Raw genomic sequence first — 21,154 nt, forward strand, 5'->3', positions numbered from 1 at the left:
TCGTCCTTGGTCCGGTGAGACGACGCCTGCTGGCTCGCTCCGCGAAAACCTTGTCGGTATGCCGTCCGCCCACCTCTGTGCCCACGAGCCGAAGGTGCGTGGGCGGCATACCGAAAGTCTCTGCGTGACGGCAGGAGCTGTGGGGGCTCAGCCGAGGTGGGCGGCGTCGATGGCCGACTGCAGGCTCTGCAGGTAGGCCGAGCTCGTGTACGACGCTCCGGACACCATGTCGACCTGGGCCGACTGAGCGGCCAGGGCCTTGCGGCGAAGGATCGGCGCGGCCCGGTTGCTGATCCGCACAGAGGTCCCCGAGCTGTCGGTGAGCTGCAGCGGCTGGATGTCCGTGATCCGCTTGCCCGAATAGCTGAGTCGAATCTGCACCGGGCCGTACTGGGTGCGGATGACGGCACCCTTCACCGTGCCCGAGACGACCTTGGGTGCGGAGGGAGGAGCCGAGGCGGAGGGCCGCGTTGACGTGCGTGACCGGGTGGGCGGGGCGGAGCTCGACGGGGTAGCAGGGCTGGCCGGGACGACCACGGCCGACTGCTCCACCTGCGCGCCAGCCGTGATGGGGAGCTGCCGCGGCTCCAACCCGGAGACCCAGGACAGGCCGACGACCGCGGCACTTCCCAGACCGACGGCGACCCCGGTGCGAATCCTCACCAGCCGAACCTTTCGTCGTGGACCTGGCCTCGCCGAAGCCCTGCCTTGCGCAGTGAGTGGTGCACGAGCGTCATCCACGGCGGGGGCCCGCACACATAGACGTCGTGCAGGTAGAGGTCCGGAACCAGCTCGCGAACGCGCGCGGCGTCATCACCACCCGGCAGATCCGACGGCAGCCACGAACCAGCCACCGGTGGACCCGCCAGGAGGTGCAGCTGGTGTCCGCCGACCGACGTCAGGTGCTCCAGTTCCTCCCGCAGAGGGATGAGGTCGACGTCGTCGACGCGGACGATGACGGTGACATGGCCGGGCGCGGCGGTGTGGTGCCGCACGAGTTCCTCGAGGACCGCCCGAACCGGTGTCACCCCGATGCCGGCCGCGACGAGCAGGACCCGGTGATGGGTGCGGACAGCGGTCGTGAAGGCGCCATAGGGCCCTTCGACGGCGACCCGGGTCCCGGGCTGCAGGTCGGCGAGCAGGCGCGAGTGGTCGCCGAGGTCGCGCACCGTGATCCGGAGGTGGCGCCCATCCGGCATCGACGACAACGACCACGGGTGGGCCGTGGTCCACAGTCCGCGGCTGAGGAAGCGCCAGCCGAGGAACTGCCCGGACCGTGCCGGCAGCCGATCCAGGTTCCGGCCGGTGATCCGCACCGACCACGTGCCCGGCAGCTCCTCCGTGACGGACTCGACCCGCATCCCGTGCCAGAGCGTGCGGATCGTCGGGACGAGGATCCGCCACCAGACGACGCTCGCCGCGACGAGGACATAGAGCGCGATCCAGTACGCCTTCACCGCACCGTTGCGCGTGAGGTCCGACCCGATCGACAGCTGGTGCGGGATGGACAGACCCACCGCTGCGTATGCCGTGAGGTGCACCAGGTGCCACCGTTCGTACGACATCCTGCGCCGGGCAATGCGCACGGACGTGACGGCGACCGCGACGATCAGCACCGTGCCGGCAAACGCGGTGAGCATGTCGGGCACCTCGGACAGCATCCGGAAGGGCTCCACAGCCCAACCCAGCCACGGCGAAAGGTGCGCCTGGACGGCATACGCAAGGACCAAGGTCTCCATGTGGATGAGGACGAGTGGAAGACTGATCCGCCCGAGGACTCGGTGTGCTTTCAGGGCGCGGTCGATGCCGTAGGCGCGGTCGATCCACGGCACCCGGGCAGCGAGCAGGAACTGGAGGAGGAGCAGGTCGACGACGACGAGTCCGGTGAGCCGACCACACGCCGTGAGGACGGTGGCGGTGTCGCCGCTGAGCAGGTCCGCGCTCCCGCCGTCGCGCAGGAACACCGCGACGATCGCGACGAGGCTGACGACGGCGACGGTCTCGAGGAGGTCTGCGGTGCGTCGTTGCCACTGTCGGTGGCGGACGCCGCGGCGCAGGGCCGCGCGAACCGTCGCGCCGGAACGCCGCCCCGTCTGGGGACTGGGTGCAACTGCACGGATCGTCATGGCAGTGATGCTTCCTGCGCCATCTCAGAAAGTTCTGAGGCCCGACTGGCAGGCTGACAGCGTGACCACGCCGCCGATCGGTTCCCGGGTCCTCCTCGTCGAGGACGACCCCGACCTGTCCGGCATGCTCCGCGACCTTCTGGAGGAGGAGGGGTATGCCGTGACCGTCGCCGACGATGGTCAGGCTGGCCTCCACCTGGGTCTCGTGCGTTCGTGGGATGCGCTGGTCGTGGACCGCGGGCTGCCGGCGATCGAAGGGGTGGACCTCGTGCGCCGACTGCGGCGCCAGGGCATCGCCACCCCGGTGCTCGTCCTCACCGCGCGGGGCACGCTCACGGATCGGGTGGAGGGTCTGGATGCGGGGGCGCAGGACTACCTCGTCAAACCGTTCGAGGTCGAGGAGCTGCTCGCCCGGCTGCGCGCGCTGTTGCGACGCACGGCGACGAGTGAGGACGCGGTGGAGCTGCCGGTCGGGTCGCGTCGTCTCATCGTCGGCGAGAGCCGGGTCCTCGACGGCGACTCGGAGGTCCTCCTGTCCCGTCGCGAGGCACTGCTCCTGGAGACCTTGGCGCGCCGGCCGAAGCAGGTGTTCAGCCGGGAGGACCTCCTGGGCATGGCCTTCGACAATGCCGAGACGGAGGGGGCGGTCGACACCTACGTCTACTACCTGCGGCGCAAGCTTGGCAAGGAGACCATCGAGACCGTCCATGGTGTCGGCTATCGGCTGGGCCGAGCATGACGGACCCGAAAGTCGTTGGTACGCAACGTGATCCGGTGCGGCGGGCGGCTCGGTCTGTCGCCCTGACCGTGGGGGCGGCATCGCTCGTCCTTGTCGTTCTCGTCACGGTGGGGGCGATCCTGCTCTTCGACCGGGAGCAGTCGGCGGAGACGCGCGCACGGGTGCAGGCGTCGGCCCTGGCCGCGGACGACACCGCCGATGCTCCACCCGGCATCTGGCTCATCGAGATCGGCACGAAGGGTCGGGCAGCCACTCCGGGCACGCCCGACTTCATCCTCGACGCCCCCGAGCTGGTCACGCCGAGGTCGACCACCACCCGGGTCAAGACCTCGTCCGGTGCCTATCCCGTGGCGGTGTCGGAGCACTCCGGCAGCACCTTCGTCGCGGTCTACGACATTGCCCTGCACCGCGAGGAGGAGTCGCGGTTGATCCGCTCGGCCCTCCTCGCGGGAGGCTTCGGGATCCTTCTCGCGGGAGGCGTCGGTCTCATCGCCGGTCGCCGCGCGGTGCGTCCTCTCGCAACCGCCCTCGAGCTGCAGCGGCAGTTCGTCGCGGACGCCAGCCACGAGCTGAGGACCCCCCTCGCCGTCGTCAGCACCCGCGCCCAGATGGTCCAGCGGCACCTCTCTGCCGAGGCGAACCCCGCCCATCGTCGTGAGGTGGACCAGCTCGTCGACGACACGCGTGCCATGGGTGAGGTCGTCTCGGACCTCCTGCTGTCCGCTCAGCTGGAGCACGCGCCCATCGCTGCAGAGTCGGTGGACCTGACCGCTCTGGCCGCCGAAGTCGTGCAGAGCCTTGAGGCGTATGCCGTGAGTCAGTCCGTGACCCTGTCCAGCCAACTGCCGGGAGACGCGGTGCGCGTCCTTGGTGTGCGCACCAGCTTGCGCCGCGCTCTCGTGGCGCTCATCGACAACGCGATCGCCCACTCGCCCCAGTTGGGGGAGGTCCTCGTGAGGGTCGAGAACTCAGTCGACGGGCCCCGCCTCGCGATCATCGACCACGGTCAGGGAGTGGGAGCCGAGGACCTCACCCGCATCACCCAGCGGTTCGCCCGTTCCCGCCCCGGAGAGGGTGGACGCCGGGTCGGGCTCGGACTGGCGCTCGTGACGCAGATCGTCCGTTCGCACGGCGGGAGACTGCTCGTGGATGAGACGCCCGGCGGTGGCGCCACGTTCATCATCGCCCTGCCCGCCGAAGCCTGACTCTCCGGCTCGCGACTCGCGGGCGCTGTCGCACGGCTGTGGCAGCCTCGGCCCATGTCGAGCATCGCCCCAGACCCTGAACCCGTCCACGCCCCCATCTGGGGTCACGACCTCACTCTCCCCATCGGTTTGGGGACGAATGTCTTCGGACGCACGATTGATGAGCCCACGGCATACCGGATCCTCGATGCGTTCCTTGACGCCGGCGGCACCCTGATCGACACCGCTGACACCTACTCCGACGGAGCGGCGGAAACCGTTCTCGGCAAATGGATGCGTGACCGAGGCACCCGCGACCAGGTGGTCATCGCGACGAAGATGGGCAACCACCCTCGCTTCGAGGGCCTGTCGGCCGCCGCCGTGAGCGGTGCGATCGAGGAGTCGTTGCGCCGACTGGGCACCGATCACGTCGACCTCTACTTCGCCCACTACGAGGACCCGCAGACATCCGTCGACGAAAGCGCCGCGGCGTTCGACGCCCTGGTCCACGCCGGCAAGATCGGTGCGGTCGGGCTGTCGAACTTCTCGGCCAACACGGTGCAGGACTGGATCGGTGCCGCACAGGCGGGTGGACACGTGGCCCCGGTCGCCCTTCAACCCCACTACAGCCTCGCGCATCGGGAACCGTTCGAGACCGACTTCGTGCCGATCGCGACCGCCGAGCAACTGGCGGTCCTGCCCTACCGGGCTCTCGGCGGCGGCTTCCTGTCCGGCAAGTACCGCACCGAGGCCAGCACCGAGGGCCGAGCCCGAGGGGCCGGAGTGCTGCCGATGCTGAACCCCGCCGGCCAGGGACTCCTCGACACGCTTGAGGCCATCGCAGTCTCCCAAGACGCCCGACCGGCCACCGTGGCGCTGGCCTGGTTGATGCAACAGCCGACGGTCACCGCCCCACTGGTCTCGGCCACGTCGACGGACCAACTCGACGAGCTCCTCGCAGCGCCCTCGGTGGTGCTCAGCCAGGACGAGCAGGCCCAGCTGGCTGCACTCCCCGCGCCCTAGCGATGATCCACCCGGGTGTCAGTGGCGCAGCCTACGTTCGGGTTCGTGCTCACCGCCGTCGCCGTCTCGGGATATCGCTCGCTGCGTGACGTCGTCGTGCCGCTGCACGGCCTCGACGTCGTCACCGGCGCCAACGGGGCGGGCAAGTCGAGCCTCTATCGCAGCCTCCGACTGCTCGCCGGCTGCGGGCGCGGCGACGCCGTCGGCACGCTGGCGCGCGAGGGTGGCCTGCAGTCAGCACTGTGGGCGGGTCCGGCCACGCTGAGTGGAGCCCGAAAGCAGGGCCACGCCGTTGAGGGGACCGTGCGCAAGGGTCCTGTCAGTCTTCGGCTGGGCTTTGCGAGCGAGGACATCGGCTACCTGGTCGACCTGGGTCTTCCCGTGCAGGAGTCCGGGGCGCAGGGTTCGGCGTTCCTGCGCGATCCGGAGATCAAGCGCGAGATCGTGTGGGCTGGTCCGGTGATGCGGCCCAACACCGTTCTCGTGCGCCGACGTTGGGGCAGCGTTGAGGTCCGCGGCGAGACTGGCATCGGGCAGGGTGGCGGGGGAACTGACGACTGGGACATCGGCCGAGAGGCCGGCTGGGAGTCCGACCCCGAACCCTCCGAGTCAACGCCGGGGCGCACGCGCGGGTGGACACCATTGACGCGCTCGTTGCGACCGTGGGAGTCGATGCTGACCGAGCTCGCCGACCCTGACCGTGCTCCGGAGCTGTTGCAGGTGCGGCGACTCATCCAGGGGTGGAGGTTCTACGACGGGTTCCGAGCCGACGCTGCCGCGCCGGCACGACAGTCGCACATCGGCACCCGGACGCCAGTGCTCGCGGACGACGGCTCAGACCTCGCGGCTGCGCTGCAGACCATCCGCGAGAACGGCCGGTCAGGCCTCGATGCCGCCGTGGCCGACGCCTTCCAGGGGGCGACCCTCGACGTGCCCGTGGTCGACGGGCGCTTCGACGTCCACCTCCACCAGCCGGGGATGTTGCGACCGCTCGCCGCGGCCGAGCTGTCCGACGGAACGCTGCGCTACCTCTGCCTCGCCGCCGCGCTCCTCACGGTCGACCCGCCGCCACTCATGGTGCTCAACGAGCCAGAGACCTCACTCCACCCAGACCTCCTGCCGCCGCTGGCTCGCCTCATCACGGCTGCCGCGGACCGCAGCCAGATCATGGTCGTGTCGCACTCGGAAGCGCTCGCGCAGCTGCTGCGGGTGAGCGACGACGACGGCGGTGATGACGACGAGTCGTCCGCGATCGGCCTGGGCTCGCCGGCTCGCCGGGTGACCCTCGTCAAGGACCTCGGGGAGACCTTTGTCGAGGGTCAGGGGCTGCTCACGACCCCGACCTGGAACTGGGGCAGTCGCCGCTAGTGATCTGGCCCCCTTGCCCCGTCGGAGGCGCGTGCTGCGTTCACCCCGGCGGCCTTCATCAGGCGAGATGGGCCGAGTTCTGTTTGACTCGAGTCACTCGCAGCAGTCACGCGGCGGGGTTTGGGCCGTTGGGTGCCGAGCAGTCTGGTTGGGGCGCGAGATGACCCAGACAAGCGAGCGGGGGGCTGATGAGCATGAGCGTTGTTTCAGGTTCCTCACACCCCGATCATGAGCAGAACCGGGAGAACTGACATGACAGATCATCAAGAATCGTCCATGCCCAGTCGACGGATCATCCTCGGAGGGGGCGCAACGGTCGCCGGGCTTGCCATCGGTGGAATCGTCGGAGCACCAGCAGCTCAGGCCGCGTCGTACGTGCGGCCCGTGAAGAACCCGACCGCGCACCCGATCACGGCCGCCTGGCGCATCCCCGGCGACTGGCAGGCCGGCTACCACACCGGTGTCGACATCGGCTGCCCGATCGGCACTCCGGTCTACGCGACCATCGCCGGTGACTGCCGCACCGGACGGGCGAACTGGGGTTCCGCCTACGGCACCATGATCTTGATCAACGACAACGTGGACGGCTCGGACTGGGGCTACTGCCACCTGTCGAAGCGGGTGGTGAGCGACGGTCAGGCTGTTGCGACCAACCAGCTGATCGGCTACTCGGGCAACACGGGGAACACCACCGGCCCGCACCTGCACCTCGAGCGACGCCCCCGCTATGGCGGCTACGGATCGGACAAGAACCCCAACCTGTGGCCGTGACCCAGTCGAAGTGAGCTGACCCGCGGTAGGTGGAGACCTCCGGGTGACGTGCGGACTGTCGAAAGTCCACGTCCCCCGGAGGTCTTTGCTTTGAGCCACTACCGGTCCGTATCGCGGAACGCCCGTTGACCTGCCAGCCCTGGCCGCCATGCTTGTGATCTGGATCACAAGTGCGCAGCGCCAATGTCGCCGTTTGCGCGGTCCTTCCCCGACCGCCGAACCCAGGAGCCTCATGGCGCCCGCCCTCAACCCTGCCGTCGCCCAGGTCACCGCCGCGGTGACCGAACGCAGTCGTGCCAGCCGCACGGCATACCTTCAACGTCTTTCCCGCGCGGCCTCCGAGCTGAGCCTGCGCCCCGCGCGCACCGACCTCGGGTGCTCGAACCTCGCGCACGCCGTCGCCTCGTGCGGTGGCGCCGACCGCACCACGATGGCCGCCGACACCGGCGTGAGCCTCGGGATCATCACCTCCTACAACGACATGCTGTCGGCCCACGCGCCGTTCGAGCACTACCCGAGCGCCATGAAGCAGACGGCCCGCGAGGTCGGCGCCGTCGCGCGGGTGGCCGGTGGTGTGCCCGCGATGTGTGACGGCATCACGCAGGGACGAGCCGGCATGGAGCTCAGCCTCTTCAGCCGCGACGTCATCGCCATGTCGACGGCGATTGCCCTGTCGCACGACGTCTTCGACGGCGTCCTCATGCTCGGGGTCTGCGACAAGATCGTGCCCGGACTCGTCGCCGGCGCGCTCTCGTTCGGTCACCTCCCCACCGCGCTCATTCCCGCCGGCCCGATGTCGAGCGGACGGTCCAACGCCGACAAGGCCGAGACCCGCAAGGCGTTCGCCGCAGGCGAGGTCGGGCGTGACGAGCTGCTGCAGAGCGAGGTCGCGTCCTACCACTCGCCCGGCACCTGCACGTTCTATGGCACGGCCAACTCCAACCAGATGCTCATGGACGTCATGGGGCTGCACCTGCCCGGCGCTGCCTTCGTCCACCCGGACGAGCCGCTGCGTGACGCGCTCACCGCCGCGACCACCGTCCGCATCGCCGAGATCGCCGCGTCCGACACCCCCTACGGCATCGGCCAGATCGTCGACGAGAAGGCGGTCATCAACGGGGTCGTCGCCCTCCTCGCGACCGGCGGCTCGACGAACCACACGATGCACCTCATCTCCATGGCTGCGGCCGCCGGGATCGATCTCACGTGGGAGGACTTCGACGTCCTCTCGTCAGCCGTCCCCTCGATCGCCCGGATCTATCCCAACGGCCCCGCCGACGTGAACCACTTCCACGCCGCTGGCGGCACCCCGTTCCTCGTGCGCACCCTGCTCGACAACGGCCTGCTCCACGAGGACGTCCTCACGGTCGCGGGCCCCGGTCTGCGCCGCTACACCCAGCGCCCGCAGATCACCGACGGTCAGCTCGAATTCGTCGACATCGGGGCGGAATCCGGCGACCCGGCGGTCCTTCGCGAGGCCGACAACCCGTTCACCGTCGACGGCGGACTGCGCGTCCTCGGCGGAACGCTGGGTCACGCCGTCATCAAGGTGTCGGCCGTCAAGGACGAGCACCGGATCATCGAGGCGCCAGCACGTGTCTTCACCGACCAGGTCGGCTTCCTCCAGGCCTTCTCCCGCCGCGAGCTCGACCGCGACGTCATCGTCGTGATCCGCGAGCAGGGCCCCAGCGCCAACGGCATGCCCGAACTCCACGCCCTCACGCCGTCACTCGGTGTCCTTCAAAAGCGTGGGTATGCCGTGGCTCTCGTGACCGATGGACGCATGAGTGGCGCTTCGGGAGCCATTCCGGCTGCCATCCACGTCAACCCCGAGTCGGTGCACGCCGGGCCGATCTCGAAGATCCACGACGGCGACATCATCCGCGTCGACTCCCTCACCGGGCGGCTCGACGTGCTTGTCGACGAGCACGAGTTCGCGGCGCGCATCCCGTCACCCCGGGTGAGCGAGGAGGGCGTCGGCACCGGTCGAGAACTGTTCGCTCCGATGCGTGCTGCCGTGGGTCGTGCCGACGAAGGGGCGCACATCTTCGGCAACCTAGGTCACGTCTGGGACCAGAGCGATGTCGCACCGCTGGTGAGCCAGGAGGAGAACCGATGACCGCCACCTCAGCCCTGACGTCCGCCACAACCTCTCCGTCCACGAGGCCGGTCATCACGAGTGAGGCCGACATCCTCGACCTCGCGCCGGTCATCCCGGTCGTCGTCGTGGACTCGGTCGAGCAGGCGGTGCCGCTGGCCCGCGCACTGGTGCGCGGCGGCATACCCGTCATTGAGATCACGCTGCGCAGCGCGGCCGGGCTCGGTGCCATCGAGGCCGTTGCCTCCCAGGTGGAGGGCATGGTCGTCGGTGCCGGCACTGTTGTGACCCCCGAGCAGGTGCAGCAGGTCAAGGACGCCGGCGCGCAGTTCATCGTCACGCCCGGGTCGCCGCCACGGTTGCTCGACGCCGCGATCGCGAGCGGCCTGCCTCTGCTTGCCGGCGCGGGCACGCTGACCGAGATGCTCACGCTGGCCGAAGCCGGGCTCAGCGCCATGAAGTTCTTCCCGGCAGAGGCGAGTGGCGGGCGTCCCTACCTGTCCGCGGTGAGTGGGCCGTGCCCGCAGCTGCGCTTCTGCCCGACGGGCGGCATCACGCCCGAGACGGCGGCTGCCTGGCTCGCTCTGCCCAACGTCGGCTGCGTCGGCGGATCGTGGCTCACGCCGAAGGACGCTGTGGGGCAGGGAGACTGGGCACGAATCGAGGCAATTGCAGCCGAGGCTGCGGCTCTACGTCAGTCCTGACAGCGTCGTCAGGTTCGGGGGTCCTCCCTCGGCGCGTGCGCTCAGCGCCGCGGCGGGAGGTGGGCTCCGCGGGCCACGGCGAGGACCGCGACGATCTCCACTGCTTCGGGGTCCAGGTGTTTGATCTCCTCCGGTGGAATCCCGGCGGCATGGAAGACCCACGCCCCCTCTGCCGCGCCGTACCTCTCGATGACATCGGTCGTCGTCTCGCCCGGAGCCCGGGGAACCGTCGACCACGTGGCGCAGACCCAACCGATCGCGTCGTGCACGGTCAGCTCCTCGGGGAGCGTGAGGAGGACGTCGACGAGGTGGTCCAGGCTTGCGTGGGGGTCTGCGGTCAGGGGTGCTCCCGCCCACATGCTGCGGAGGGCCTCAAAGGCCGCGAGGTCCGCGCGGGGGATGTCATAGCCGTCGACGAGGTCGTCAAGGGATGTCGTGGAGTCGCCGTGAACATGCGCAGCCAGGTCGTCCAAGTGATCTCGAAGGAGACTTCCGCCCGGCAGGCTTGGTTCCACCTCGCTGTCACGCATGAGGAGCGAGTGTGCCAAACAAGTGGGTCGGGCGCGACACGGGCCACAGCCACGAGCATCAGGGCGTGAGAGAGAGCCTCATGACCCAGCGCCATTTCGCGATCTTGCGGTCACGCTCGAACCCGAACTCCTCGAACAGGGTCTCGGGCCCCGTGTGGAAGAAGGCACCGCGCTGCGGTCCGCGCATCTCGACCTGCTCCGGATAGGCCTCGACGACCCCACCGCCAGCTGCACGGATCTCGACCAGCACAGCTTCGACCGCCGCCCGGGCCACACCACGGCCCCGGTGCTTGCTCCCCGTGAAGATGCACCCGATCCGCCAGTCCGGAAGGTCCGCGGCGTCCTTCTCGTAGGCCCTGGAGTTCTTGATGTTGGGTAGTTCGACCGGGCTCCCGAACTGGCACCAACCCACGCACTGCTCGCCGGCATACACGAGCATCTGGTGCACGGTCCCGGCCCTCGTGTGTGCTTCCTTGGCCGCCCGGTTGCCGCTGACGCTGGGCGTCGTGCCGAACCCCTCGGGGTGGAAGTTCATGCACCAACAGCCGCCCCACACACCGTTGTTCGCCTCGACGAGGGTCGCGAAGGCGTCCCACGTCTCGGGGGTCAGCAGCCGCGTCGAGTAGTCGTCCACGGTGGGTCCGTCTCAGAGGCCGAGGAGCGCTTCGCTGCGCTCCCACAGGCCCTGCGCCAGTGCGGCGTCCTTGACCTGGGGGTTGATCTTGGCGGGCTTGTTGTTCTCGTAGTAGCGACCCGGCTCCCACGTCTCACCCGGTATGCCGGCCGCGAGCCACGTGAGTCGCCCGCCGCCCGACTCGACTCCGGTCAGGAGCCTCGCCAGCGGGGTGCGATAGACGAACCGCATCAGGCTGGGCGTGTCATTGGCGAAGTTGGTGCGGATGACGCCCGGGTGGAAAGCGACCGCGTTGACGCCCCGGTCGTGGAAGCGGCGATGCAGCTCGCGGGTGAAGAGCACGTTGGCGAGCTTGCCGTCGCCGTAGGCCTTGTTGGCGCTCCAGTTGCGGGCGTTGTCCAGGTCATCGAGGTCGATGTTGCCGAAGAGGCGGTGCGCGGCGCTGGCGGTCTGGATGACGCTCGCGTCGGACTCGACGAGGCGGTCCATGAGGAGGTGAGTGAGCAGGAAGGGAGCGAGGTGGTTGACCTGGAAGGTCTTGTCGAAGCCGTCCTTCGTGCTCTCCTGAGCGAAGACGCCGCCTGCATTGTTGGCGAGCACGTCGATGCGCGGATGGGCAGCCAACAGGTCGGCAGCGAGGGCGCGCACCTGGTCGAGGTCGGCGAAGTCCGCGACGTGCGACGGTGCGTTGAGCCGGGAGGCGACGGCGGCGGTCTTCTCGGGCGAACGGCCCACGAGGACGACCTCGTGGCCGAGGGCCTGGAGCTGCCCGGCCGCGGCTGCGCCGATCCCGTCGCTGGCTCCAGTGATGACGATGGTCCGTGGCTCAGCCATGGGGGACCTTTCCGTGTGGTCGTGGGTCGGGCCGTGAGTGCCGACTGTTCCACAATGGCAACCATGATCCTGCCGAAGGTCCGAGACCCACGACTCGTGACGGTCCGTCGCGGCGGCACTCTCACCGACGCCGATCACCACCTTCTCGCGCTGTGGGCCGCCACCTGCGCCGAACACGTCCTCAGCCTCTTCGAGTCAGAGGTTCCCGGCGATGACCGGCCGCGCCAGGCGATCGAGCACGCCCGCTCCTGGGTGCGCGGTGAGGTCCCGATGATGGTGGCGCGAGCCGCGGGTGGCCACGCCATGGGTGCCGCGCGACCCCTGCGTGGTGCGGCACGCTTCGCGGCGTATGCCGCCGGGCAGGCTGGCTGCGTCGCTCACGTTCCCGAGCACGACCTGGGCGCTGCGGCCTACGCCATCAAGGCGGTGGGGGAGGCAGCGCCATCGGACGAGAGGACCGACGCGATGCGGCGTGAATGCCAGTGGCAGCGTGACCGGCTACCCGCCCCCGTCCTTGACCTTGTCCTTGAGGACCAGAGCCGTCGCAATGCCATCTGCTGGTCGGTCTTCGACGTCTGACCGATCGCCCACGCCGGGCTCCGGCCACGACTAGCGTCGCGAACGTGAGAGCTGTCGTGCAGGACCGCTATGGGTCTGTGTCGGACCTGCGGTGCGTCGATGTCCCCGTGCCTGTGCCCGGGCCCGACGAGGTGCTGGTGCAGGTGCGTGCGGCGTCGGTGCACCCGGACGTGTGGCTCGTCGTCACGGGGCGGCCGGCGGTGCTGCGGCTCATGGGGTCAGGGATCCGCGCGCCCAAACAGAGCGTGCCCGGCTCCGACTTTGCCGGCACGGTCGCAGCCACCGGTGCCAACGTGAGGTCGGTAGCGGTGGGCGACGACGCTTTTGGTGAGTCCCTACCGAGCATGCAATGGGTCAACGGCGCAACCTGGGCGGAGTTCGTCGCCGTCCATCAGGACCGGTTGCTCACCATGCCGGGGGGCCTGACCTTCGAGGAGGCCAGCACCCTCCCCACGGCCGGCATCATCGCGCTGCAGACCGTGCGCGCGTGCTCGGCAGCCTCCCCAAGGTCCTCGCGCTCCTGGCCCGGGCCCCCTTCAACCCCCAGATCCCGAGGCAATCTTCCAGCCCCGCCCCAAGCTCGACCACCTCCGGGCCCTCAAGGAGCTCGTCGACGCCGGACACCTCCACCCGGTTGTCGACCGCACCTTCCCCCTCGAGGAGGCGGCTGCTGCCCTCGCCCTCTTGGCCTCCGGCCGCGCTCGCGGCCGGGTCGTCCTGACGACGGTCAGCTGAGCCGGCCCCGCAGACGCGACCGGACGGCATACGAGAGGTGACGTCCCCTCCCGGGCGGATCAGGGATCGAGCGCTTCGCGCAGCCACTCCTGGATGCACGTGCGCCACTGCGGTCGCCCACCTCGCCTCGCCACGGTCCGGCTCGATGAATGCGGCCTGCCTCGCGGTGGATGGTGGCATGGACAACCTCGTGCCCCGGCCTCGAACCTGACCTGCGTGCGCAGGACTCCCCCTTTCCTGATCTGATGAGGACATGACGGCAACGACGCCTCGCCCCACCGACCTCCGGGTCGCCCTCTTCGCGACCTGCTTCAACGACACGATGTGGCCCGAGACCCCCAAGGCCGCGGTCCGCCTCCTCGAGCGTCTGGGTGTCACGGTCGAGTTCCCGATGGGGCAGACCTGCTGCGGTCAGATGATGACGAACACGGGGTATGCCGCCGAGGCCGTTCCGCTCGTGCGTCGCTTTGTCGACGTGTTCGCGGACTACGACGCCGTCGTCGCCCCCTCGGGGTCGTGCGTCGGGTCGGTCCGGGACCAGCACCCGATGATCGCCCACCTCGCCGGCGACCCGGGGCTGGCCTCCGAGGTCGAGCGGGTCTCGCCCAAGGTCTTCGAGCTGTCGGAGTTCCTCGTCGACGTTCTCGGGGTGACCGACGTGGGGGCCTGGTTCCCGCACCGTGTCACCTATCACCCGACCTGCCACTCGTTGCGGATGCTGCGCGTCGGTGACAAGCCGTTGCAGCTCCTGCGGGCTGTCGAGGGGATCGACCTCGTGGAGCTGCCCGGCGCCGAGGAATGTTGCGGATTCGGCGGCACCTTCGCCATGAAGAACGCCGACGTGTCCGTCGCGATGGGCACCGACAAGGCTGCCCACGTGACCGAGACGGGCGCCGACGTCCTCGTCGCGGGCGACAACTCCTGCCTGGCACACATCGGTGGCATCCTCGGAAGGCAACGGTCCGGCATACGCCGCCTGCATCTTGCAGAGATCCTGGCCTCGACCAAGGAGAGCCCCGCGTGAACACCCCACGAAGTTCTGCCCACGCAAAGCGTGGGACCCGCCCCGCTGCGCTCCTCCAGATACTTCGCGGGGACCCCGCATGAGCACCCCACCGGTCCAGAAGACGTCGCCGACCTTCGTCGGGATGCCGAAGTTCCCGACGGCCGCTCGCGAGGCGCTCGCCAACACGCAGCAACGGAGCAACCTGCGCAACGCCACCCACACGATCCGCGAGAAGCGCGCTGCAGTCGTTGCAGAGGTGCCCGAGTGGGAGGCCCTGCGGCTCGCCGGGGCGGCGGCCAAGGACGAGGCGCTGCACCACCTGGGTGACTACCTCGAGCAGGTCGAGGCATCGCTCACCGCCAATGGCGCGACTGTCCACTGGGCCAGGGATGCCGACGAGGCGAACCAGATCGTGGTCGACATCGCGCGCTCCAAGGGCGTCGACGAGGTCGTCAAGGTCAAGTCCATGGCGACCCAGGAGATCGAGCTCAACGAGGCCCTGGAGGCGGCCGGGATCAGCGCCTGGGAGACCGACCTCGCCGAGCTCATCGTCCAGCTCTTCGGTGACCGCCCGAGCCACATCCTCGTGCCGGCCATCCACCGCAACCGCACCGAGATTCGCGATGTGTTCCTGCGCGAGATGGCCACCTTCGGGCGACCGGCACCCGAGGACCTCACCGACGACCCGGCCCGGCTGGCCGAGGCTGCGCGGCTGCACCTGCGCGAGAAGTTCCTGCGTGCCAAGGTCGCGGTGTCAGGTGCCAACTTCGCCATCGCGGACACCGGGACGCTCGTCGTCGTCGAGTCCGAGGGCAACGGCCGCATGTGCCTCACGCTCCCGGAGACCCTCATCTCCGTCGTCGGGATCGAGAAGGTCCTGCCCACCTGGGACGACCTCGCGCCCATGCTCCAGCTGCTGCCGCGCTCGAGCACGGGGGAGCGGATGAATCCGTACACGACCATGTGGTCAGGCGTGCACGACGACGATGGCCCACAAGAGGTGCACGTCATCCTCCTCGACAACGGACGAAGTCACGTTCTCGCGGATTCTGTGGGGAGGCAGGCGCTCCGGTGCATCCGATGCTCGGCCTGCCTCAACGTCTGCCCCGTCTATGAGCGCACCGGTGGCCACGCCTACGGGTCGGTCTATCCGGGGCCGATCGGTGCCGTGCTCAACCCGCAGCTGCGCGGGACGGCGAGCGAGGTCGACCAGTCCCTGCCCTATGCCTCGAGTCTGTGCGGCGCCTGTTTCGACGCCTGCCCGGTGCGGATCAACATCCCCGAACTGCTCGTCGAGCTGCGTGGCACCGTCGCCCAGCAGGGCGGGCACCGCGCCGAGTCCGCCGCCATGAAGGCTGCCGCCTGGGTGCTGTCCGATCCTCGGCGGCTGGCGGTTGCCCAGAAGGGCGCGACCACTGCGGGTCGACTCATCGGCAAGCGCACGGTCCGGTCCGTCCCGGGCCTGGGAGCGTGGACCGATGCTCGTGATGTGCCGACCCCACCGAAGGAGACCTTCCGTCAGTGGTGGGTCCGCGAGCACGATGGACGCGAAGGCGAGCGGCCCGGCCCCGGGCGAGCGGACGGCATACCCGGCAAGGAAGGCGAGACGCGATGAGCGCACGCGACGAGATCCTTGCCCGCGTCCGCTCCGCGACCGCCGACATCACGACCGAACCCCGACTTCGTGCCCCGGACGGACACGACGATCCGCGCGAAGCGCGTCCGCACGTGTCCGTCCGGGGCACGAAGGCGGTTGCCAGCGACGAGACTCTGGAACTGCTGGCAGAGAACGTGGCGGACTACCGGGCCACCGTCCTGCGCGTCCCCGAGGCAGGGGTGGGTGCCGCGATCGTGGGCGCGCTGCGGGACGCCGGAGCCTCTTCCGTGGTCCTGCCCACCGGGCTCGACACCGAGTGGCAGCGGGCCATCGGCGAGGCGTTCGACGTGGTCGCCGAGTCGGCGTCGACGACGCTGGTCCTCGACTCCGTCGACGCCGTGGTGACGGGGTCTGCGGTCGGCATCGCCACCACGGGCACCATCGTGCTCGACCACGGACCGGACCAGGGCCGTCGCGCGCTGACCCTGGTCCCCGACACCCACGTCTGCGTCATCCGCGCCGACCACGTGGTCCATGACGTTCCCGAAGCAGTGGCGCGACTGCGCACCGCGACAGGTCAGCAGCGGGCCCTCACCTGGATCAGTGGTCCGAGCGCCACGAGCGACATCGAGCTGCAACGCGTCGAAGGCGTTCATGGCCCTCGCAACCTCGTGGTCATCATCGTCGCGAGTGACAACGCCATGGGCGAGTCGGCATGACCACCGTCCCGGAGACCACACCCGTCTTCTTCGTCGCGGGAGGCACGGGCATCTCGGCCGAGACCCTCGGCAACCTCATGCTCGCGCAGTTCCCGGGGCTGACGTTCACCCGGCGCAAGATCCCGTTCATCACGACGATCGAGCACGCCCGGACCGTGCTGTCCCAGATCGACGGGGCGATGACGGAGACGGTGACGCCTCTCGTCTTCTCGACTGTGACCGACAGTGAGATCCGCCAGGAGCTGCAGAAGACGAAGGCCGCCTTCATCGACCTCTTCGGGTCGCACCTCGACACGGTCGAGCGCGTGCTCCACGTCAACGCGACCCACAATGCCGTGGCCCTGCACGGGGTCGGTGACACCGGCCGCTACGACCTGCGCATGAAGGCCATCGAGTTCGCGATGGAGCACGACGACGGTGCCAGCCTGCGCAACCTCGAGCAGTCCGACCTCATCCTCGTCGCTCCGTCGCGGTGCGGGAAGACGCCCACCTCGATGTACCTCGCGCTCCAGCACGGGCTCAAGGTCGCGAACTATCCCCTGGTGCCCGAGGACTTCGAGACCGAAGCCCTGCCCCGACCGATCGCCCAGCTCGCCGACAAGTGTTTTGGTCTGCTCTCCACCCCGGTCCGCCTCAGCCAGGTGAGAAACGAACGCAGACCCGGTTCGACCTATGCCACCCTCGCCCAATGCAGCTTCGAGCTGCGGCGGGCCGAGACGATGTACAGGGCGCATCGCATCCCTTCGATCAACTCGGCCAAGATGTCCGTTGAGGAGATGGCTGCCGTGATCATGCAGAGCAGCCGTCTGCCTGACCTCGGCTGACGAACAGCTGCTTGCCGTATCGACGAAAGGGACCCTCATGACCGCCACCCAGGACGGCACCAGCAGCGCGAACATCGCGTGGTTCGCAGAGCTGGGCCTCGGCGACGTCGAGCACGTCGGGGGCAAGAACGCCTCCCTCGGCGAGATGGTCCAGCACCTGTCCAAGGCGGGAGTCCGCGTGCCCGACGGCTTCGCGACGACCGCCGACGCCTACCGCCGATTCCTCTCCCACGAGGGGCTCGCCGACCGCATCAACGCCATCCTCGATGAGCTCGACGTCGAGGACACCCGGGCGCTCGCCGCGGCCGGCGCCGAGATTCGCCACGCGGTCGAGGAGCAGCCGTTCCCGGACGACCTCGAGAACGAGATCCGCACGGCATACACGAAGCTCGTCGGTGACACGGGTGACGAGGTGAGCTGGGCGGTGCGTTCGAGCGCGACGGCCGAGGACCTGCCCGATGCGAGCTTCGCCGGGCAGCAGGAGACCTTCCTCAACGTGCGTGGCATCGACAACATCCTGCTGGCGATCAAGCGCGTCTTCGCCTCGCTCTACAACGACCGTGCGATCTCCTACCGCGTCCACAGCAACTTCGACCACGAGTCGGTCGCGCTCTCGGCCGGGATCCAGCGCATGGTGCGCTCCGACATCGGCGCGTCCGGCGTGATGTTCACGATCGACACCGAGTCCGGCTTCTCCGACGCCGTGTTCATCACGAGCAGCTACGGCCTCGGCGAGGCGGTCGTCCAGGGCGCCGTGAACCCGGACGAGTTCTACGTCTACAAGCCGGCGCTGCGTGCCGGCCGCCCGGCGATCCTCAAGCGCGGCGTCGGCAGCAAGGCCACCAAGATGGTCTACACCGATGACTCCGAGGTCGGTCGCTCGATCGACTTCGTCGACGTCGACCCGGCCGACAGCGCGCGGCTCAGCCTCACCGACGCCGAGGTCACCGAGCTCGCCGAACACGCCCTCAAGATCGAGGAGCACTACGGGCGCCCGATGGACATCGAGTGGGGCAAGGACGGCGTCGACGGCGGCATCTACATCCTCCAGGCACGTCCCGAGACGGTGAAGTCACGCCAGTCCGGCTCCACCCTGCGGCGCTTCCGGATGGACGAGGGCGGCGGCGACGTCGTCGTCGAGGGCCGCGCGATCGGCCAGAAGATCGGCGCCGGGGCCGTGCGCGTGCTCGCCACCCCCGAGGCCATGCACGACTTCCAGGCCGGCGAGGTCCTCGTCGCCGACATGACCGATCCCGACTGGGAACCGGTCATGAAGCGCGCCAGCGCCATCGTCACCAACCGCGGCGGCCGCACCTGCCACGCCGCGATCATCGCCCGCGAGCTCGGCATCCCCGCCGTTGTCGGCACCGGCAACGCGACCCGCGAGCTCGCCGACGGACGCGAGGTCACGGTGTCGTGCGCCGAGGGTGACACGGGCTACGTCTACGACGGCCTGCGCGAGTTCTCGGTGACCGAGACCGAGCTCGACGACATGCCCGAGGTGCCGGTCAAGATCATGATGAACGTCGGCACACCCGAGCAGGCCTTCGAGTTCTCTCGCCTGCCGCACAAGGGAATTGGCCTCGCGCGCCTCGAGTTCATCATCAACCGTCAGATCGGCATCCACCCGCGGGCGCTGCTCGAGCTCGACGACCAGGAGCCCGAGCTCAAGGCCGAGATCGAGAGTCTCATCGCGGCATACGCCTCGCCTCGCGACTTCTTCGTCAAGCGCGTCGCCGAAGGCATCTCGATGCTCGCCGCGGCCTTCGCGCCGGAGCCGGTCATCGTGCGCATGAGCGACTTCAAATCGAACGAGTATGCCGGCCTGCTCGGTGGCGCTCGCTACGAACCTCACGAGGAGAACCCGATGATCGGGTACCGCGGGGCGGCGCGCTACCTGTCGGCGGACTTTGCGGAGTGCTTCGCCATGGAGGCCGAAGCATTGAAGCTGGTGCGCGACGACATGGGCCTCACCAACGTCAAGGTGATGATCCCGTTCGTGCGGACCATCGCTGAGGCCGAGGGTGTCATCGACCTCCTCGGGCAGCACGGCCTCGTGCGCGGCGAGAACGACCTGCAGGTCGTCATGATGTGCGAGGTTCCGTCCAATGCCGTTCTGGCGGATGAGTTCCTCAACCACTTCGACGGGTTCTCGATCGGGTCCAACGACCTCACCCAGCTCACGCTCGGTCTCGACCGCGACTCGTCCCTCGTGGCCGGCAGCTTCGACGAGCGCGATCCTGCGGTCAAGAAGATGCTGAGCATGGCGATCGAGGCCTGCAAGGCGCGGGGCAAGTACGTCGGCATCTGTGGTCAGGGCCCCTCTGACCACCCCGACCTCGCCGACTGGCTGCTCGACCAGGGCATCGAGTCGATGTCGCTCAACCCGGACACGGTCGTCGACACCTGGTTGCGTCTGGCCAAGCACGCCGGCTGACTCGTCCCCTGCCCGTCTTCGTGCCCCGCACGGACAAGCTCGCCGGGGCTCGCCTGTCCGTGCGGGGCTTGAAGTCGGGGGTGGGGGGTCAGGCGTAGAAGGCGCGGATCGCGCCGGCCAGCTCCTCGGGAACCTCCATGGAGGCGAAGTGGCCGCCGTGTTCGTGCTCGGTCCACGACACGATGTTGGTGTTGTCGCGCTCGGCGAAGGGACGCATCGATCGGAAGTCGTCGGCGAAGACCGCGACCCCGATCTTGCCGTCGTTGACGCGGGCCTCGACCGACTTCTCGGTGAAGTAGTAGTTGGCGGCGGCTGCGCTGCTGTTGGTGAACCAGTAGAGGCTGACCTGGGTGAGGACCTGGTCCTTGGTCAGGGTCGCCGTGCCGTTGCCGAAGTTCTCGAAGAGCTCGTTGTAGGCCAGTTGCCCGACGGGGGAGTCGCTGAGCGCGGCTGCGATCGTCTGCGGTCGGGACGCATTCATCTGCGCGAAGCCGTTCACGGTCTGGAACCAGCCGGCGAACTCGAGGGCGCCGTAGTCGTCCGGCGTCATCATCTCGAACTCCGCCGGGTCGCCGGAGGGGAAGGAGAAGAGCTGCAGGACGTGGGCCCCCAGGAACCCAGCGGGCGCCTGCATCGCCAGCTCGCGCGCGACCATCGCGCCGTTGTCGGAGCCGTGGGCGCCATAGGACTCGTAGCCGAGACCGCGCATGAGCCTGTCCCAGGTGCGGGCGACGCGGGCGGTGTCCCACTCGCCGTCGGAGAGCGGCTGACTGAAGCCGATGCCGGGCAGGCTCGGGATGACGAGGTGGAAGGCCTCGGTGAGGTGCGGGACGAGGTCGAGGAAGTCGATGAACGAGCCGGGGTAGGTGTGGAGCAACAGCAGGGGCGTCGCGCCCTCGTTGGCCGAGCGGACGTGGGCGAAGTGGATCGTCTGGCCGTCGATCTCTGTGAGGAACTGCGGGAGGGCGTTCATTGCCTTCTCCTGGTCGCGCCAGTCGAACCCGTTCTGCCAGTGGTCGACCATGTCGCGCAGGTAGGAGACCGGAGCCCCGTGCGTCCAGTCGGTGGTACCGGTCTCGGTGGCGGGCTCGGCGGCGTAGCGGGTGCTCGCGAGGCGGGCCCGGAGGTCGTCGAGCTCGCTCTGCGGGATCGCGACGGTGAAGGGTCGAAGGGACAGGGCCTGGGGGTTCTCGTGGGTGTTCATGAAAGGAAGGTATGAGGGGTTCCGGCACGTTTCGTGCCTGAT

The 21,154-nt window shown here is 69.0% G+C and carries 20 protein-coding genes and 1 pseudogene; 15 read left to right on the top strand and 6 right to left on the bottom strand.

Going from position 1 to position 21,154, the window contains the following annotated elements:
* Positions 1–147: 147 nt before the first annotated feature.
* Both JNB_RS13710 and JNB_RS13715 read right to left on the bottom strand, forming a co-directional pair.
* Entirely contained in the window at positions 148–663 is a 516-nt protein-coding gene (locus JNB_RS13710) for an FMN-binding protein (RefSeq protein ID WP_009777089.1), read from the bottom strand.
* Positions 660–2,126 (bottom strand): ferric reductase-like transmembrane domain-containing protein, encoded by a 1,467-nt coding sequence (locus JNB_RS13715; protein ID WP_009777090.1) that lies wholly within the window; start codon positions 2,124–2,126, stop codon positions 660–662. The genes JNB_RS13710 and JNB_RS13715 overlap by 4 nt, the downstream gene beginning before the upstream one ends.
* Before the next feature lie 61 nt (positions 2,127–2,187).
* On the opposite strand from JNB_RS13715, the gene JNB_RS13720 reads away from it, so the two are divergent.
* The 7 genes from JNB_RS13720 to eda all read left to right on the top strand — a co-directional run bounded on the left by JNB_RS13720 (position 2,188) and on the right by eda (position 10,013).
* On the top strand, positions 2,188–2,865 hold the full coding sequence (locus tag JNB_RS13720) for a response regulator transcription factor (RefSeq protein WP_009777091.1): 678 nt from the start codon (positions 2,188–2,190) through the stop codon (positions 2,863–2,865).
* Complete coding sequence (locus JNB_RS13725; protein ID WP_083784489.1) at positions 2,862–4,070, top strand: cell wall metabolism sensor histidine kinase WalK; 1,209 nt, start codon at positions 2,862–2,864, stop codon at positions 4,068–4,070. Before JNB_RS13720 ends, JNB_RS13725 begins: the two co-directional genes overlap by 4 nt.
* A 54-nt stretch (positions 4,071–4,124) precedes the next feature.
* Positions 4,125–5,072 (top strand): aldo/keto reductase, encoded by a 948-nt coding sequence (locus JNB_RS13730; protein ID WP_009777093.1) that lies wholly within the window; start codon positions 4,125–4,127, stop codon positions 5,070–5,072.
* Positions 5,073–5,117: 45 nt separating this feature from the next.
* A complete protein-coding gene (locus JNB_RS13735; RefSeq protein WP_009777094.1) occupies positions 5,118–6,440 on the top strand; it encodes an AAA family ATPase in 1,323 nt (440 codons plus the stop codon).
* A gap of 276 nt (positions 6,441–6,716) precedes the next feature.
* A complete protein-coding gene (locus JNB_RS13740; protein ID WP_009777095.1) occupies positions 6,717–7,211 on the top strand; it encodes a M23 family metallopeptidase in 495 nt (164 codons plus the stop codon).
* Positions 7,212–7,443: 232 nt separating this feature from the next.
* Positions 7,444–9,330, top strand: coding sequence for a phosphogluconate dehydratase (edd, locus tag JNB_RS13745; RefSeq protein WP_009777096.1), 1,887 nt, complete (start codon positions 7,444–7,446; stop codon positions 9,328–9,330).
* The gene (gene eda / locus JNB_RS13750) at positions 9,327–10,013 is read left to right on the top strand and encodes a bifunctional 4-hydroxy-2-oxoglutarate aldolase/2-dehydro-3-deoxy-phosphogluconate aldolase (RefSeq protein ID WP_009777097.1); all 687 of its coding nucleotides are present in this window, start codon (positions 9,327–9,329) and stop codon (positions 10,011–10,013) included. The genes edd and eda overlap by 4 nt, the downstream gene beginning before the upstream one ends.
* Positions 10,014–10,054: 41 nt before the next feature.
* Here eda and JNB_RS13755 read toward each other — a convergent pair whose 3' ends face one another.
* The 3 genes from JNB_RS13755 to JNB_RS13765 are packed head-to-tail and all read right to left on the bottom strand — an operon-like array spanning position 10,055 to position 12,011.
* The gene (locus tag JNB_RS13755) at positions 10,055–10,543 is read right to left on the bottom strand and encodes a hypothetical protein (RefSeq protein WP_148232438.1); all 489 of its coding nucleotides are present in this window, start codon (positions 10,541–10,543) and stop codon (positions 10,055–10,057) included.
* A gap of 58 nt (positions 10,544–10,601) precedes the next feature.
* Entirely contained in the window at positions 10,602–11,177 is a 576-nt protein-coding gene (locus JNB_RS13760) for a GNAT family N-acetyltransferase (protein WP_009777099.1), read from the bottom strand.
* 12 nt (positions 11,178–11,189) lie between these two features.
* A complete protein-coding gene (locus JNB_RS13765; RefSeq protein ID WP_009777100.1) occupies positions 11,190–12,011 on the bottom strand; it encodes an SDR family NAD(P)-dependent oxidoreductase in 822 nt (273 codons plus the stop codon).
* A gap of 63 nt (positions 12,012–12,074) precedes the next feature.
* Between JNB_RS13765 and JNB_RS13770 the strand changes: the two genes are divergently transcribed.
* From JNB_RS13770 to ppsA, 8 genes and pseudogenes are all read left to right on the top strand, one after another.
* Positions 12,075–12,590 carry a putative immunity protein gene (locus JNB_RS13770; RefSeq protein ID WP_040884874.1) on the top strand — a complete coding sequence of 172 codons (516 nt, stop codon included), beginning with the start codon at positions 12,075–12,077 and terminating at the stop codon, positions 12,588–12,590.
* Between the two features lie 131 nt (positions 12,591–12,721).
* Positions 12,722–12,994: pseudogene (locus JNB_RS22300) on the top strand (alcohol dehydrogenase catalytic domain-containing protein); the annotation flags it as partial.
* 154 nt (positions 12,995–13,148) lie between these two features.
* Positions 13,149–13,325, top strand: a complete 177-nt coding sequence (locus tag JNB_RS22305; protein WP_083784588.1) for a zinc-binding dehydrogenase — start codon at positions 13,149–13,151, stop codon at positions 13,323–13,325.
* 253 nt (positions 13,326–13,578) lie between these two features.
* On the top strand, positions 13,579–14,349 hold the full coding sequence (locus tag JNB_RS13780) for a (Fe-S)-binding protein (protein ID WP_009777103.1): 771 nt from the start codon (positions 13,579–13,581) through the stop codon (positions 14,347–14,349).
* A gap of 79 nt (positions 14,350–14,428) precedes the next feature.
* Positions 14,429–15,946, top strand: a complete 1,518-nt coding sequence (locus JNB_RS13785) for a LutB/LldF family L-lactate oxidation iron-sulfur protein (RefSeq protein WP_009777104.1) — start codon at positions 14,429–14,431, stop codon at positions 15,944–15,946.
* Positions 15,943–16,647: a lactate utilization protein C gene (locus JNB_RS13790; RefSeq protein ID WP_009777105.1), complete on the top strand. Its 705-nt coding sequence runs from the start codon at positions 15,943–15,945 to the stop codon at positions 16,645–16,647. Before JNB_RS13785 ends, JNB_RS13790 begins: the two co-directional genes overlap by 4 nt.
* Entirely contained in the window at positions 16,644–17,471 is an 828-nt protein-coding gene (locus tag JNB_RS13795) for a pyruvate, water dikinase regulatory protein (RefSeq protein WP_009777106.1), read from the top strand. The genes JNB_RS13790 and JNB_RS13795 overlap by 4 nt, the downstream gene beginning before the upstream one ends.
* 37 nt (positions 17,472–17,508) lie before the next feature.
* Positions 17,509–19,908 carry a phosphoenolpyruvate synthase gene (gene ppsA, locus JNB_RS13800; RefSeq protein ID WP_009777107.1) on the top strand — a complete coding sequence of 800 codons (2,400 nt, stop codon included), beginning with the start codon at positions 17,509–17,511 and terminating at the stop codon, positions 19,906–19,908.
* Between the two features lie 88 nt (positions 19,909–19,996).
* Here the strand turns inward: ppsA and JNB_RS13805 are convergent, their stop codons facing one another.
* Positions 19,997–21,112 (bottom strand): epoxide hydrolase family protein, encoded by a 1,116-nt coding sequence (locus tag JNB_RS13805; protein WP_009777108.1) that lies wholly within the window; start codon positions 21,110–21,112, stop codon positions 19,997–19,999.
* Between the last annotated feature and the right edge of the window lie 42 nt (positions 21,113–21,154).

Source organism: Janibacter sp. HTCC2649, assembly GCF_000152705.1.
Lineage (GTDB): Bacteria > Actinomycetota > Actinomycetes > Actinomycetales > Dermatophilaceae > Knoellia.